This window comes from Geminocystis sp. GBBB08 (genome assembly GCF_016743215.1).
GTDB lineage: Bacteria > Cyanobacteriota > Cyanobacteriia > Cyanobacteriales > Cyanobacteriaceae > Geminocystis.
In genome coordinates this window covers 1-14,864 of record NZ_VRZC01000089.1, presented here as the reverse complement: position 1 = coordinate 14,864, position 14,864 = coordinate 1, and the positions used below count along the sequence as shown (strand labels likewise).

Annotated in this window: 14 protein-coding genes and 1 pseudogene; 6 read left to right on the top strand and 9 right to left on the bottom strand. The window is 28.0% G+C overall.

Features of this window, described 5'->3' with window-relative positions; genetic code table 11:
- Positions 1–92: 92 nt before the first annotated feature.
- The 3 genes and pseudogenes from FWJ34_RS12120 to FWJ34_RS12110 all read left to right on the top strand — a co-directional run bounded on the left by FWJ34_RS12120 (position 93) and on the right by FWJ34_RS12110 (position 4,875).
- Positions 93–1,805: a protein kinase family protein gene (locus FWJ34_RS12120; RefSeq protein ID WP_308255581.1), complete on the top strand. Its 1,713-nt coding sequence runs from the start codon at positions 93–95 to the stop codon at positions 1,803–1,805.
- A 234-nt stretch (positions 1,806–2,039) separates the two neighbouring features.
- A complete protein-coding gene (locus FWJ34_RS12115) occupies positions 2,040–3,371 on the top strand; it encodes a TIGR03279 family radical SAM protein (protein ID WP_308255580.1) in 1,332 nt (443 codons plus the stop codon).
- 334 nt (positions 3,372–3,705) lie between these two features.
- Positions 3,706–4,875, top strand: a pseudogene (locus FWJ34_RS12110) (histidine kinase).
- Positions 4,876–5,055: 180 nt separating this feature from the next.
- On the opposite strand, the gene FWJ34_RS12105 reads toward FWJ34_RS12110, so the two are convergent.
- The gene (locus FWJ34_RS12105; protein WP_308255579.1) at positions 5,056–6,735 is read right to left on the bottom strand and encodes a hypothetical protein; all 1,680 of its coding nucleotides are present in this window, start codon (positions 6,733–6,735) and stop codon (positions 5,056–5,058) included.
- A gap of 330 nt (positions 6,736–7,065) precedes the next feature.
- Between FWJ34_RS12105 and FWJ34_RS12100 the strand changes: the two genes are divergently transcribed.
- Complete coding sequence (locus tag FWJ34_RS12100) at positions 7,066–7,866, top strand: response regulator transcription factor (RefSeq protein WP_308255578.1); 801 nt, start codon at positions 7,066–7,068, stop codon at positions 7,864–7,866.
- Positions 7,867–7,954: 88 nt separating this feature from the next.
- On the opposite strand, the gene FWJ34_RS12095 is transcribed toward FWJ34_RS12100, so the two are convergent.
- Complete coding sequence (locus tag FWJ34_RS12095) at positions 7,955–8,857, bottom strand: CoB--CoM heterodisulfide reductase iron-sulfur subunit B family protein (protein ID WP_308255577.1); 903 nt, start codon at positions 8,855–8,857, stop codon at positions 7,955–7,957.
- A gap of 109 nt (positions 8,858–8,966) precedes the next feature.
- Between FWJ34_RS12095 and xth the strand changes: the two genes are divergently transcribed.
- Entirely contained in the window at positions 8,967–9,755 is a 789-nt protein-coding gene (gene xth, locus FWJ34_RS12090) for an exodeoxyribonuclease III (RefSeq protein WP_308255576.1), read from the top strand.
- A gap of 1,128 nt (positions 9,756–10,883) precedes the next feature.
- On the opposite strand, the gene psaM is transcribed toward xth, so the two are convergent.
- Positions 10,884–10,979 (bottom strand): photosystem I reaction center subunit XII, encoded by a 96-nt coding sequence (psaM, locus tag FWJ34_RS12085; protein WP_308255575.1) that lies wholly within the window; start codon positions 10,977–10,979, stop codon positions 10,884–10,886.
- A 189-nt stretch (positions 10,980–11,168) separates the two neighbouring features.
- Between psaM and FWJ34_RS12080 the strand changes: the two genes are divergently transcribed.
- Positions 11,169–11,681, top strand: coding sequence for a ComEA family DNA-binding protein (locus tag FWJ34_RS12080; RefSeq protein ID WP_308255582.1), 513 nt, complete (start codon positions 11,169–11,171; stop codon positions 11,679–11,681).
- 98 nt (positions 11,682–11,779) lie between these two features.
- On the opposite strand, the gene FWJ34_RS12075 is transcribed toward FWJ34_RS12080, so the two are convergent.
- The 6 genes from FWJ34_RS12075 to FWJ34_RS12050 form a co-directional block, all read right to left on the bottom strand.
- Positions 11,780–12,694 carry a DNA adenine methylase gene (locus FWJ34_RS12075; protein WP_308255574.1) on the bottom strand — a complete coding sequence of 305 codons (915 nt, stop codon included), beginning with the start codon at positions 12,692–12,694 and terminating at the stop codon, positions 11,780–11,782.
- Between the two features lie 390 nt (positions 12,695–13,084).
- Positions 13,085–13,357 carry a hypothetical protein gene (locus FWJ34_RS12070; RefSeq protein ID WP_308255573.1) on the bottom strand — a complete coding sequence of 91 codons (273 nt, stop codon included), beginning with the start codon at positions 13,355–13,357 and terminating at the stop codon, positions 13,085–13,087.
- The gene (locus FWJ34_RS12065; protein WP_308255572.1) at positions 13,305–13,643 is read right to left on the bottom strand and encodes a DUF6972 family protein; all 339 of its coding nucleotides are present in this window, start codon (positions 13,641–13,643) and stop codon (positions 13,305–13,307) included. The genes FWJ34_RS12070 and FWJ34_RS12065 overlap by 53 nt, the downstream gene beginning before the upstream one ends.
- Positions 13,644–13,766: 123 nt before the next feature.
- Positions 13,767–13,967: a type II toxin-antitoxin system Phd/YefM family antitoxin gene (locus FWJ34_RS12060; protein WP_308255571.1), complete on the bottom strand. Its 201-nt coding sequence runs from the start codon at positions 13,965–13,967 to the stop codon at positions 13,767–13,769.
- 45 nt (positions 13,968–14,012) lie between these two features.
- Positions 14,013–14,420 carry a type II toxin-antitoxin system VapC family toxin gene (locus FWJ34_RS12055; RefSeq protein WP_396231895.1) on the bottom strand — a complete coding sequence of 136 codons (408 nt, stop codon included), beginning with the start codon at positions 14,418–14,420 and terminating at the stop codon, positions 14,013–14,015.
- The gene (locus FWJ34_RS12050) at positions 14,410–14,625 is read right to left on the bottom strand and encodes a hypothetical protein (protein WP_308255569.1); all 216 of its coding nucleotides are present in this window, start codon (positions 14,623–14,625) and stop codon (positions 14,410–14,412) included. Before FWJ34_RS12050 ends, FWJ34_RS12055 begins: the two co-directional genes overlap by 11 nt.
- Positions 14,626–14,864: the final 239 nt, after the last annotated feature.

Sequence of the window (14,864 nt, the reverse complement as noted above, 5' to 3'; positions counted from 1 at the left end):
TTGACAACTACAATTATTAAAATACCTTAATTTTGCACACCTATTTATCTCCTGTTATCAATTCCTTTGATACTTAGAATAACATATAAAATATGAATAATACTCAAAAATTAAAATCCTTAGAAAATTATAAAATTATAAATGAAATAAGTCGACACGATGAAGGTATATATATTAACTATCTCGCTGAAAATAATCTCAATAGTCAAACGGTGATTTTAACGAATTTAATTTTTCCTTCATCTTTAACCATTGGTGATATAAATACTGATTATCAGACAATATTAGAGTTATTACAATCTTTAAATCATCAGGGTATTCCTCATCATTTAGATTATTTTAAAACAGAAAAAGGCTTTTGTTTAATACAAGAATATCCAACGGCTATTAAATCCCTTTTTTCCATCAATCAATATACATTAGAAGAAATTAAAAAAATTGCTATATCTACTCTGAATATTTTAGTTTATCTACAAACACAAAGTTTTCCTATTTTTCATCACCAAATTCGCCCAGAAAATTTATTGATTGATAGTGATTTTCAGGTTTATTTAATTAATTTTGGTTTTGCACAATTGGGTATGATAAATTGTCCTTTTTATTCGATAATGAATAAAAGTAAAGGCTTCATTCCTCCAGAAGAAAAACGAGGAAGAAAACTAACAAAAAATAGTGATGTTTACAGCTTAGGCGTAACTTTATCTTGTTTAGTTACCAATACACCAAGTGATAAAATTAATAGTTTAATTGGGCAAGATGGAGCATTTAATTTATTAGGACTAATTTCTAATCAAATGAGTTTAACATGGATTGAATGGCTAGAAAATATTGTGGCTATTAATCCTCAACATCGCTATCCCGATGCTACCAGTGCTTTAACTATTATTGATAATATCGATATTAATCGTTTACCGGATATTAAATTTACCCCTAATTCACTAGATTTAAAAAGTAATGATTATGGAGAAATAATAACTCAAACTATCATGATTAGTAATCTCATTACCGATACCAATTTAGAAGGAAAATGGGAAGTTGCACCATCAAAATATGATGTTAGTGTCGATAATCTTCACCCTTGGATTACGTTTAAGCCTTCTCAATTTAAAGAAAATAAAATTAATTGTCAAATAACTATAGATACTAATAAATTAAAAGCAGGAAAAATCTATAAACGAAAATTAATTATTAAAGCTAATTCATCGGCGCAAAATCACGTTTTACCTTTGCGAATCAAAACAGCAACTATCAAAAGTAAAAACCTAATTTATAGCTCTTTAATTGTTCTTTTTGTTATAGCATTAATAGGTGGTTGGTTAAGTGGAGTGATGATAAGTTTTACTCCTTATTTAATTAATTGGTTAACCTTAATTTTTGGTTTCTTAATTGGTAGTATTGGCGGATATGGTGCTAGTTTTTCTAAAATAGATTGGTTTGTAAAAGCTGTAGGCAGTATTACTTCACTTATCATAATTGTTGGCTTGATGGGTTTAGGCACAGATGTAGATTTAATTATGGGCTTTATCGTTGGTTTCATCGTGAGTTGTTTTGCCGGAATGATGATTAAGTTTTATCGAGAGAAAAATTGTCCTCAAATAACTACTATCATACTAGCTTTACTAACTGCTATTTTAGGTATTACTTTAGGTATTAATTTTAATTTTCCTAATGGTAATTCTTTATTATTATTTCTAATATCAACAGCTGGTTTACCTTTACTATTAATACTTCTTAATCCTTATTGGCAATATCAAAAACGACTGAATCATTATCATCAACAACAAAAATATCTAATTCAATCTTAAACTTAAACACAAAAAATTGAAGCTATTATACTTTAAGTATGATAAATTATTTATTAAAACAGTATTAGGTATTAGCTATTAGGAAAAAAATCCTTAATTATTCAATTTGTTAATTAAATCAAATATTGAGTTTTCATTATTATAAGTTGCATTTTTTCATTGCCTATTACCTATTCCTTAAATTTATTAATTTTTACCTCATAAGTCTAAAAATTGATCTAAAAATATTAAAACATGAAACCTGCAAAAATTAGTCGCATTATTCCCGATTCTATCGCTGCCGAAATGGGTTTTGACATAGGAGATTCTCTGGTTACTATTAATGGAATGCCTCCCAGAGATTTAATCGATTATCAATTTTTATGTGCCGATGAATTTTTAGAATTAGAAATAGTCGATAAATGGGGGAAAAAGCATCTTTTAGAAATAGAAAAAGACTATGATGAAGATTTAGGTTTAGAATTTGAAACAGCACTTTTTGACGGCTTAATTCAGTGTAACAATAAATGTCCTTTTTGTTTTATTGATCAACAACCTTCAGGTAAAAGAGATACACTTTACCTCAAAGATGATGATTATCGCCTTAGTTTTCTTTATGGTAGTTATTTAACTTTAACTAATTTAACACCAAAAGAATGGACTAGAATTGAACAAATGCGATTATCCCCTCTTTATGTCTCTATTCATGCTACTGACGCAACAATTAGAAGTCGCTTACTTAAAAATAATCGTGCGGGAGAAATTAAGAAACAGTTAGCATGGTTTGAAGAAAAACGTTTACAAATTCACGCTCAAGTGGTAGTTTGTCCTAATATAAATGATGGTAAAAATCTTGAAAATACTTTACTAGACTTATTCTCTTTTCATAACGGCGATATACCAGCGGTGATTAGTGCAGCCGTTGTGCCTGTAGGCTTAACGAAATTTCGTCCTGACAAAGATGAGTTAATTCCCGTTACCCGTGAAAAAGCCTTAGAAGTTATTGGCCAAGTACAACAATTACAGATAAAATTTAAAGAAAAATCAGGTTCAACTTTTGCATGGTTAGCTGATGAATGGTTTTTAATTGCACAATCGGAATTACCCCCAGAATCTCACTATGAAGATTATCCTCAAATTGGTAACGGTGTAGGCTCAATTCGTCAATTTATTAAAGAATTTCAAGCTATTGCTAATGATAAATTACCCTTAAAAATATCATCCTCAAAAAAAATTACATGGATTGTCGGTAACGCTGTAGAAACTGCTTTTCAACCCTTAGTTAATCGACTTAATCAAGTTAAAAATTTAGAGGTTAATTTAATCGCTTTAAATAGTCAATATTGGGGGCAAGAAATTACAGTAACTGGCTTATTAACTGGAGAAGATTTACTTTTTCATTTATCTAATCGACAGGATTTAGCTTCAGAAGTTTTACTACCTTCGGTAATGTTAAAACATGATGAACAAAAATTTTTAGATGATATTACCGTTGCTGAAGTTGCTAAAAAATTAGGTGTTATTATTCATCCTGTTAAGGATATTAATGAGTTAATTAATCAACTGTTAATAACAGAAGAAAAATAATAATTATAATTTTTCCAAACATCTATTTTAAATAACTTTTACGTTGAGGTTTTCTCTATAGCAATTGGAAAGTAGGTTGTGGTAAATTAAATATTTTGTCATTTGTTATTTGTCTTTTGTCTTTTATTAACAAAGATTTAGACTGATTTTTGATAGTCTTTGATTGTTTACAAATCCTAAACGGATTGCTATATTATCTATTACCCTTCCTTATTGCCGTTGGTAAAAATATAATAATATTTTACCTTTACCTAATTATAGATTGTTTATTTTGAGCAAAATTAATGTAAGATAGCATATATTGGCTATTATTCCTTGATTGTGAGGGTTGATTATGCACCCATTGGAAAATGAATCAGATTTTTTACAAAATAAAATTAATATCTCCAAAAATAGCACACTTCAATTGTTATTATTTGTTGACAATCGGAATAGTTCGCAAAAAAATATTGAAGAAATTAAAGCCTATTTAAAAAATTTAACCGCAGATTATTATTTTCAATTAGAAATATTAGAAATCAGTAAACATCCCCATTTAGTTGAGTATTTTAAATTAGTAGCAACTCCAGCATTAGTAAAAATAAATCCTCTCCCACAACAAACTTTAGCTGGAAGTAATTTAACGGCACAATTACAAAAATATTGGTATAAATGGCAAACTTAATTACAAGAAAATGAAGGTATTTTTAGGGAATATTCTGATGAGGATACTTTATTGCAAACCTGCTTACCTTCAGCAGAATTAATTCATTTAAGAGATGAGATATTTCAATTAAAACAAGAAATAGAACAATTAAAACAACAAATACAATTCAAGGATCAAATGTTAGCAATGTTAGCCCACGATTTAAGAAGCCCTTTGACGGCTGCTTCTATTGCTGTGGAAACCTTAGAAATAATCAAAAATAAATCTGATTATCATAATAATGAGCAATTATTTAATAAATTATTTCAACACGCTAAAACTCAATTTTCAATTATTAATAAGATGATTACTGATTTGCTGAAATCATCTAAACATATGAATAGTCAATTAAATATCATCCCTAGTAAAGTGAATTTAGCTAAAATTTCTGATGATATTATTAATAATTTAGAGACTAAGTTAACAGAAAAAAATCAATATATTGTCAGAAAAATTCCCCAAGATTTACCTTTTGTTTATGCCGACAAAAAATTACTTAGTCAAGTAATTATAAATCTGCTAGAAAATGCCATTAAATATAGTCCTTTAAATGCTCCAATTATTCTGTCTATTATTCACAAAACTAGCCAAAAAGTAGAAGTTAGTATTATTGATGTTGGTCTTGGTATTCCTGATAACAAAAAACAACGTATTTTTGATGGACATTTTCGTTTAAAAAGAGACGAAAAAAAAGATGGCTATGGTATTGGTTTAAACCTTTGTCGTCAAATAATTACAGCTCATTATGGACAAATTTGGGTTGACAATAACGGCAATCAAGGCAGTTGTTTTCGGTTTACTCTTCCTGTTTATAATTAATTTATTCTTAGTTTATATATATAGCTATTTTAAATCATTTCGTGAAGAATTAAAGATAACAAAATAAATCTGTAAATCTTACTATACCTTAAAGCTGACCACTGAAAGCTGATAGCTAATACCTCTCAAAATCTCACAACTCACAGAGGATTGCTATACATCAAATTAAAAGAAAAAAGATTAATTATTTCTTAAATATGCTAAATTCTGATTAATATTTTTTAACTCTATAATAATATTATTCTCTAACCGATTCATTAAATTATCTAAAGTTAATAAAATATATTTTTGATTACTTTCTATTGCAAACATTGTCTCTGGTAAACTTGTTTTTATTTCGTTAATTGTTTGCACTGAATTAGTTAAATTTTTTCTCGTGTCATTCCAAATTTCTCCTTGTTTTAATAGTATTTCTTTACTCAGATTACTCATATCTAAATAACGAGTATTTATATTCTCAATATTAGATTGAATTTGATGGACATTTTTAGCTAATTGTACCATTTTATCAGTAGATAATTCTAAAGTTTTTACATTAATTGTAATGGGTTTAATTATTTCATTAAGAGTTTTAATAGTTTCTAACAATAGTTGTTGAATCGTTACTAAATTAGTACTAGCACTAACTAAATTTTGATTAAAATTACTTTCTTTAATAGAAGTCGCAGAATCAGCAAATAACGCAGCACTTTCTTGCAAACTTTGACTAGCTTTTTTAAATTCTTCATAAACTTTTTGAGCTAAAGTAGTGGCTTTTTCATTATGATTTGCCATTGCTAAAGTAGCATTAGCTAATAATTTTGTAGCTTCGGTAAAATTTTTTTCTGTTTTTGCTAAATCAACAGTAATTTTTTCTAAATTTTCGCTAAATTTACTGGCTTCAATTTTACTAGATGCCTTTAACATTAAATTACAACTTTTATCAAAACTTTCCATATTAGTTCTTAAAATAGGCATCATTCTTTGCAAATTTTGTACTTGATTATCTAAATTAACTATAGATTTGTTAAAAATATTTGCCCCAGTATTAATTGCACTAGAAGCATCTAATAAACTTTGATAAACTTGATAAGCTAATTGTTGAGATTTTTCATTTTCCTTGGCAATTTTATCCGCCGCTTGTTTAAAAGTTTGCTCTAAAACTTGCCCCACATTTTCATGAAATCTTGTTAAAAATTCTGTCTGTTTATCCACCATTCTATTAATTGCTTTAATAAGTCTAGTATCTCCTTCAACTAGAGGTTTATAAATATTATCCAGATAGTCTTCTAGGTTATTAAGTAAAGAATTTTTCTCTAAAGTGATATTATGTTTTAAGTTATTTACCGTCAAAATTAAGCTACAAGTTAAGGCGATTAAACTGGTAATAAAAGCGATACCCATACTTTGTAACGGGCTTTCTAATTGACTGGTTAAATTTCCAATATCTCCACTCCCTTGATTGATAATTTGACTGATACTATATAAATTAGTAGTAATGCCTAAAAAAGTTCCTAATAAACCAAAAGCAAGAAGTAAATTTGGTAAAGTTTTCGTGATATATTCTCCTTCCTCACAACGAATTTTAAAATTTAAAAAATCAAAGGTTTCTTGGTAATAAATCCCATCAATTAAAGCAATAGTGTTTACATTTTCAATCTGCTGACTAGCCTTCGTAAATTTTTGTTGTAATAAATTAATAAATTTTGGTTGTATTCCTTCACTTTCACTATTAACTAATCTTCTAGTTTTTTTCTCTAAATCTCTTAAATGTTGATATAAAGAAATCCGCATTGAGGCGATCGTCAAAGTTGGTAAAATAACAAAAATTAGAGTTACTATGACTAAATATGCGGGGAAAAGTTTTAAAATATTAAACATGATATGTAGTTTATGGGATATTAATTAAGAATTAGGATGAATCATCATTAAGTCATACTGAAAAGATTAACTTGATACAACGGGGCTATTTTATTTTCTTATTCTCTGAAAAAATCACCGGAATCATTTTTTAGTATCTTAAAAAGCTATCTTCTAGTATATTTTTAGTATTATTACATTCATTTTCAACAATAATGATTATCTCCCTAATCAAAAATTCTTTTCCACCATCGATACCAATATAATTATAAGTATTGTATGTAACAGTTTCTTGACAATTGATTGGTTATGCTTAGGTATTAAAGATTCAAGATATTGGTGCTCAAGCAAGTGATTTATATATCTATAATTGAAGGTAATTCTAATTTGCGATCGCTGTTAGGATGGCATTTACAACAAGTGGGATACATCACCCATCAATATGGTACTATTCAACAAGCAAGAAATAGTTTCATGACTCATCCACCTACTTTAGTTATTTTAGACTCAGATTTGCCCGATGGTGATGGTATAGAATTTTGTCAATGGTTATATCAATCACATCAAACCTTAATCTTAATGTTATCCGCAAGAATAACAGAAAAAGACGTGGTTAGAGGTTTAAAAGCTGGGGCGGATGATTACTTAAAAAAACCCTTTGGAATGCAGGAATTTTTAGGAAGAGTAGAATCTTTATTAAGACGTTTTCGTGTCAATAATGTACCTCTTATTTTAGATTTTGGAGACTTAAAAATTGATTTAGTACAAAGAAGGGTAGAATTTCGAGGAGAATTTATCGATCTTACTCCCCAAGAGTTTAGTTTATTATATGTTTTAAGTCAAGCTCAAGGCACTCCTTTAAGTCGTTCTGAATTATTGCGTAGAGCATGGCCAGAGGCTATCGAAAATCAAAGAACTATTGATACTCATGTGTTATCATTAAGGAAGAAAATTGAACTTGATCCTCGACAACCTAACTTAATTCAAACAGTGCGCAACGTTGGTTATCGTTTTAATTTAGAAATATTCCAACATCAAAATCAAAATCATCAATATCAAGAAAATTTTGTTTCCCGAAATCATCAACCACAAAACCATCTCCATAATCTATCCAATGGTAGAGTGATGAAAGAAAAGTTAATGGTAAATTAATGAGTTTCACCATTAAATCAAAAATTGTAATAGATAATTGTGTTCAATCGAGGTATAAATAATTAACAATAAACAAGCTGATTACTGATTACTGATTACTGATTGCTAATTTATTAAGAATTTTTTGAGTAGAAACAACATGATGATTTAAACCTAATTTTTGTGGCTTAATTCCTAATGCTAAACCCACTAATTGTGGTAAATGTAGAATAGGAATATCTAATTTTTCCTTGATAACTTTAGCAACTTCTGGTTGTCGAGAATCTAAATTAAGATGACAAAGAGGGCAAGGTGTTACGATACAATCAGCACCGTTATTGATAGCATCTAATAAATTGTTTCCCGCCATTTGAAAAGATTGTTGTGTGGCATAACTGGACAATGGCCAACCACAACATTTACTCCTACCTTGATAATAAACAGGAGTTGCACCTACAGCAGTAAAAATACTTTCTAAGGATTGAGGATTCAAAGGATTATCAAAGGGTAAATTTTTTTGAGTGCGTAATAAATAACAACCGTAAAAAGAAGCACATTTTAAACCTGTTAACGGCTTAATTACTTTTGCTTTTAATGCCTCTAATCCATAATCTCCTACTAATGCCCATAAAATATGTTTTACTTCTGTTGTGCCTTGATAAGGTGAGCAATTTTCCTTGACTAAAAAACCGTTAACTTTATCTAAATAATCAGGGTTATTTTCTTGTGCGTCTTTCAATCTTTCATCTACATGACCAATTACCCCTTGCCAAGTGCTACAGTGAGTTAAAAGGGGTAAATTTAAAGATTCTGCTAAGGCAATGTTGAGCGCATTAACGGTGTCTTCTAATAGTTGAGAGTCTTCTTTGTAAGTTCCAGAACCACAACAAGCAGCTTTTTTTAATTCAATTAATTCAATTCCTAACGCCTGACTAATAGCAGTAGTCGATAAATGTAACTCTTTACAAGCACCTTGAGCGACACATCCAGGGAAATAAGCATAACGAAGCATAATATTAAAACCTTATATAATACTGGGGTTAAAAGTCTAAAGCCTTTACTACGAACTTATTTTATTTTAAACTTAATTTATTGATCAAAAATTAATTATTAATCTCTTAATGAAAATAGCTACATGGAATGTTAACTCAATTCGCACTAGAAAAGAACAAGTAAAACAATGGTTAATTGATAATAATATTGATGTAATTTGCTTACAAGAAACAAAGGTTATTGATAATGATTTTCCAGTAGATTTTTTCACTGATATTGGTTATTATACCTATATTTATGGACAAAAAGCCTATAACGGAGTTGCTATTTTTAGCCTTCAACCTTTAAAAGATATTAAATATGGTTTTTCCGAAATTTTATCAGCAAATATTGTTAATAACTTTGACGAACAAAAAAGGGTAATTAGTGGTGTTATTAATAATATGAGAATAGTTAATCTTTATGTGCCCAATGGTAACTCTTTAGGCTCCGAAAAGTATGAGTATAAATTAAAATGGTTAGAGATATTAAAACAATATTTAACTAGGATTAAACATAAATATTCAGAAGAATTATTAGTCTGTGGAGATTTTAATATTGCCTTAGAAGATAGAGATATTTATCAGCCTAAAGGAAAAGAAAATCATATCATGGCTTCCACAGTAGAAAGAGATGCTTTAAAACAAATTTTAAGTTTAGGATTGACAGATATTTTTCGTAAATTTACAGAAAATGGTGATTATTATAGTTGGTGGGATTATCGTCAAGGAGTGTTTTCTAAAAATAGAGGTTGGCGAATTGATCATATTTATTTAACTGATAAACTATATAAAAAAGCGATTAACTGTTATATTGATATTAATCCTAGAAAATTAACTCAACCTAGTGATCATGCTCCTGTTATATGTGAATTTTAATACCCTTAAAAATTTTATCAAAATATGATTTATTAAGAGAATTTTTTTTATTTCTTCACTGTTGCTTCTTGCCTCTTGCCAAGACTTGGTGCAAGAAGTCTAATATCTTTACGTCTTTGCGTCATGAGCGAGAAATAATCACAAGATTTCAGCAACCCCGAAAATAAATATATAGGCAATGAGTTTAAACCCATTTTTGTCAATGACTTGGGAAAAATACAATCCACAATTAATTCTACTACTTACCTACTTATAGCTTATATTTGATTGATAATTATTTACTTCTAGTAAAAGTAACAGTATTTAAACTAATGAAATTTTCTCCCATAATATGTCCATATAAAAAAATTCTTGCTAATCTATTATGAGAATTATCATTTTCATGTAAACAAAATCGAAAACTACCTTTATTTTCTGCTGTTTTATCTCCTCCATAAACTTTTGAATTTTCTTTCCAATTAATACCATTTTGAGAACAAAAATCATCATTACTAACAAAATTGCTAACTGGATTAACTTCATTTTTGCCTAATAATCCATATAACTGCTTTGATTTTTGTTATCAGTTGATGTTTCATCCCCCATTGTGATCATTAAAATTATTTCATTGACATTAGTTTCAATTATATTGTATTATTATTTAATATGTTGTTATCTAAATTACATTTAAACAAAAATCCGATTTAGAGAGTAAATATTATGGCTTTAAATTACCTAATGCCTACATAATATGCGCTTATGTTTTACCATGTTTAGTATATTAATACTAATATATTTACTTAAATCGGATCAAAAAATGTCTTAATATTTATATATCAGTCTTGAAAATTAATTTTATGCAGTAGTTTTTGATGAAATTTTTGAATTTATTATTTTTATCTCTATAGTTAATTTCTGTTAAGCTAAAACTTTTACGTTAGTGCAAAAATACTAAAAGCCCAAATTAATTTTTGAGGTAATTGCTTTCCTTTTGAAGAAAGATAAAGGGGGTAGCTAGAATTTCCCATTCCCTACCGTCATGAGTATATTTTATCGTTAGTGCGAAATCAAAGTAATAAGAAAAGAGTAGGAAGTTAATTAATAATTAATTACATTCTCCTACTCTCATTATGATATACTTAAGTTTGTTTACTTATAAAGTTCAGTAGCTAAACGAAAAGCTAAAATGCCCGGAATAAGTGCAATTAATAAAGCTACGAAAACTTGAGTTTCAGAAATAGACATAATCTAAAAGACTCCTCGAATAACGATAAATTGATACAATTAGGTTAAATTACTATTTAATGTGCCTTAAGATGGTAACTTTTGGATGATTTCGTAATAATTTGCAACAGAAAATCAAAAAAATAAAATCATGACACTACAATGAAAATACAAAAATGGCTATCATCGGCAAAAAAAGTCTCTCAACAAATGAATATTTCTCGTCAAACTATCCTCAAGAAAATTCAAACAAATCCTTATTATCGTTTTCAATCGGATATAGAAATTAACATCGCCGCCGAGTTAGGGATAAAAATTGATGCTAATTTAGCTTCGGTAGATGATTGGTTAAGATTACCCGGAATTTCTATCACTCAAGCGCGGAGTTTAGTCGAAATAACTAATTCAGGCATACATTTTTTATGTTTAGAAGATTTAGCTTCTGCTTTAGGAGTATCGGTGTTAAAAATTCAATCTTGGCAACCAATTCTTTATTTTGGTTATTATTCCGCTGATAGTTTTTATTTTCCTGCCAAAGTTAACCCGAATAATGCTAGTTTAAATCAGTTAATAACTATTCCCAATTTAGATGTAAATATCGCTCAAAAAATTATCAATGATAGAGAAAAGAATGGTAATTATCGCCATATCGCTGATGTACAAAAAAGGTTAAATTTAACCCAAGATTTTGCTTATCATTTAATGAAATATTTTCAATTTTAATAAACTTTATCATCTATAGCAATCCTCAATCATTCGTGAAGAATTAAAGGTAAAAAAATAAATCTGTATAATGTTAGATTTTAATGGTAAAAATTAACTTAAAAGTTTGTGATGAGAAGTTCAAAAATTTCGCCCCTTTTATCTCCTTTTGAATTAATATTTCTTCTTGCTTTTACTCTTTTTATATTATATTCCTGATAAAGTTCATCAAAAAAATTATTAGAATTATCATAATTTTTCACATCAGAGTTACTAAGAATAAAATAATTTCCTTGTCTATGGATTTTATCACAAAATTTTTTTAATCTTATTTGTTCGTTATCATCAAAAACTTGTTCTGAATATGACATAAAAGATGACGTTGAATTAATGGGTTTATAAGGTGGATCTAAATAAAATAGAGTATTACTTGTCGCATAATTTAAAGTTTCTTGGAAATCTCCTTGTAAAATTGTTACTTTTTGCAGATAATGATGAACAGATATTAAATTATTTTTATTACAAATATTTGGTTTTTTATATTTTCCAAAAGGAACATTAAACTTCCCTTTTTTATTAACTCTATATAGTCCATTAAAACAAGTTTTATTCAAAAATAATAATGAAGCTATTTTTTCGGTAGAATAATCGTTAATAGAGTTAAAAATTTCTCTCTTGGCTAAATAAAACTTCTGCTTTTCTTCAAGAGTTTTTAAAGTATAGAATTGCGTTTCTATATTTAATAATAAATCTATTAATTCTAAATGATTTGTTTGTATTTCTCTATAAGCATTAATTAAATTATAATTAACATCATTAATAACTATATTTTCTATATTATAAAATTGATTTAAAATATGAAATAATATTGCTCCTCCTCCGACAAATGGCTCAACATAGGTAAATTCTTTCTTTTCTTCATCAATAATTTTATTAATTAATTGATCAATCTGACTAATTAACTGTGTTTTTCCTCCTACCCATTTAAGAAAAGGCTTTGGATTTTGTAAAGTAATAACTCCCGATGAAGACATAATGGAAACTGAAAAACATTTTACCTTCTCTAATCATAGTTTAAAATCCTTGAATTATTTGTTTTGTTACAATAGCCGTTTACCTTTAAAGTTTTAATGCACCTACTAAACAGAAAAAATGCGATCGATATATACTTTATAAATTAAGGGATTTCTTCAAAGCTAAATTAATTTTTTCCATCAATCAAATTAAGGGATAAAATACCTAACTTTTTTTTGAAAACAAATTGACTAAGAGTCGCTATTTTATCACCCCTAATTAAAGAAGTTTTTTTAAATCCTGTTTCTTGAAATTAAAGTGTTTTAATTCATCGTTGGTAATCATTAATTTCTGTAAATCTGGTTTTATCGGTAGCATAAAATATTCTCCTCAAATTCAAAAAATAACAATTAAACAAGCACGACATCTAAAGAGAATCTCCCCTCAATAGGTTCATATTCATCCTCTAACAACCATAATTTAGCACTTTCATAATTATCACAAGAAAATATTATTTCGTAATTTTTAGCTGGATCATAAATATTAAAATTGCCTTCACAATCTGCTAATAGTAAAAGTACATAAGGAGGATTTAACATTGGATCGATCCACACTTCTATAAATTCCCAATCATTTTCTACTTGGTTTTGTTCTGGGGATAACGTGGTATTTATTGTATTCATCGATTTTCATTTCTCCATAAAATAGGTTTAGTATCGTTCCATCTGGACTTATTCGATAGCCAATTACTTCACTAAAATATAAACCATATCTCTCATATTTTCTGATTTTACCTAAATATTCACCTTTCTCAATAATAGCCTGAGTTACTTTTTTTAAAGTTTCCATATCTTTAAAAACATGAGCAGAAAGTCCTTTTTTTAAAAGTCTTTGCATTTGAGGTGTATTCGGTAAATGTTTAGCAATATGTCTTGTATCCAAGTCGATAGGACAATTAACACCACTCATTAAGTTTCCTACTAATCCAATAAACCAAGGATTTTAACATATCTTAATTACTATAAATCTCAATAAGTCGATCGCACCTACGAAACCGAAAAGATGCGATCGCACCTCTTAATTAAGCAAAAATCATGATAAATTAAGCATTTTTTTAACTTCACTTAGAGAAATTGAAGGGCTATTTTCTTCTTCTTTTTTAGCTTTTCTTAAATCTTGCAAATCTTCTAAATCTTCTAATAAATCTTGAATTTTGGTAAATTCCTCATAAGGTAAAACTGCAAATTCTTTATTACCATTTTTAGTTATAAATTCAGGATGTAATTGGATCATTGCTCAACTCCATTATTAAAAATATAAAAAGGATAAATCTATTGATTATTCTCTCATTAAAGCCTGAAAACCGGCTTGAATAAAATGTTTATCAAATGTTAATGCTTGAGTCACATTCTGTTCTCTCATAACAATAAAAGAGATACAATCAACTAAACCCCAAGATTTATCCTGATGCTTTTTAAATAACCTTAATGCTTCATCAAATAATTTAGGTGTCAAACGAATAACGTCCACATCATCAGATGTCAAAAATTCTTCTATTAATTCAGCTACTTCATTCCTATAATTACTTGATAAACCATTGCCAACTTCTAACAAAATTGCATCTGTTGTAATCAAAGGATAATTTTCAAATTTTTCAGCTAAAGCTAACGCTTTTTGATGATATTGATCTCGTTTATTAATTAAAGCAACAATAAACCAAGTATCAATAAAAATTTTAGTCCTCACTGACATCTCTGCCAAAACGAGTAGCAAGTTGAACAGAGAAATCTTCAGGTGCATCAATAGAAATTTTCTGTAATTTAGACATCAAATTAGGTTTTTTTTCAACATTTTCAAGATTGCTTAATTCTTCAATAATTCCATAAACTTGGTTAAGTTGTTCGGGTGTTAAATTATCTAATTTTTCTTGAATTTTTTGTTTTGTTACCATAACTATTTACCCTTAATAGAGATTCTCTTATAATTCTAAACTATTAAAACTCGATCGAGATTTAGAAATAATCAACACTAATCATAAGTGAATCCAATATATCACTCATAATTTCAGGAGAAATAATCCCAATTTTTTTAATAAATCTTTGGGTTGATATACTTCAGTTTTACTAATTCTTTAATGGAATAAGTTTTTTTATTATGTTGATTCTTATTAACGATCGCAGTATTTACCAT

What these genes read in the sequence shown, in the direction of transcription:
- FWJ34_RS12115 (WP_308255580.1), top strand. Translation starts at nt 2,040, where the DNA reads ATGAAACCTGCAAAAATTAGTCGCATTATTCCCGATTCTATCGCTGCC.
- psaM (WP_308255575.1), bottom strand. Translation starts at nt 10,979, where the DNA reads ATGTCTATTTCTGAAACTCAAGTTTTCGTAGCTTTATTAATTGCACTT.
- FWJ34_RS12120 (WP_308255581.1), top strand. Translation starts at nt 93, where the DNA reads ATGAATAATACTCAAAAATTAAAATCCTTAGAAAATTATAAAATTATA.
- FWJ34_RS12065 (WP_308255572.1), bottom strand. Translation starts at nt 13,643, where the DNA reads ATGAGTGGTGTTAATTGTCCTATCGACTTGGATACAAGACATATTGCT.
- xth (WP_308255576.1), top strand. Translation starts at nt 8,967, where the DNA reads ATGAAAATAGCTACATGGAATGTTAACTCAATTCGCACTAGAAAAGAA.
- FWJ34_RS12075 (WP_308255574.1), bottom strand. Translation starts at nt 12,694, where the DNA reads ATGTCTTCATCGGGAGTTATTACTTTACAAAATCCAAAGCCTTTTCTT.
- FWJ34_RS12070 (WP_308255573.1), bottom strand. Translation starts at nt 13,357, where the DNA reads ATGAATACAATAAATACCACGTTATCCCCAGAACAAAACCAAGTAGAA.
- FWJ34_RS12060 (WP_308255571.1), bottom strand. Translation starts at nt 13,967, where the DNA reads ATGATCCAATTACATCCTGAATTTATAACTAAAAATGGTAATAAAGAA.
- FWJ34_RS12095 (WP_308255577.1), bottom strand. Translation starts at nt 8,857, where the DNA reads ATGCTTCGTTATGCTTATTTCCCTGGATGTGTCGCTCAAGGTGCTTGT.
- FWJ34_RS12105 (WP_308255579.1), bottom strand. Translation starts at nt 6,735, where the DNA reads ATGTTTAATATTTTAAAACTTTTCCCCGCATATTTAGTCATAGTAACT.
- FWJ34_RS12080 (WP_308255582.1), top strand. Translation starts at nt 11,169, where the DNA reads ATGAATATTTCTCGTCAAACTATCCTCAAGAAAATTCAAACAAATCCT.
- FWJ34_RS12050 (WP_308255569.1), bottom strand. Translation starts at nt 14,625, where the DNA reads ATGGTAACAAAACAAAAAATTCAAGAAAAATTAGATAATTTAACACCC.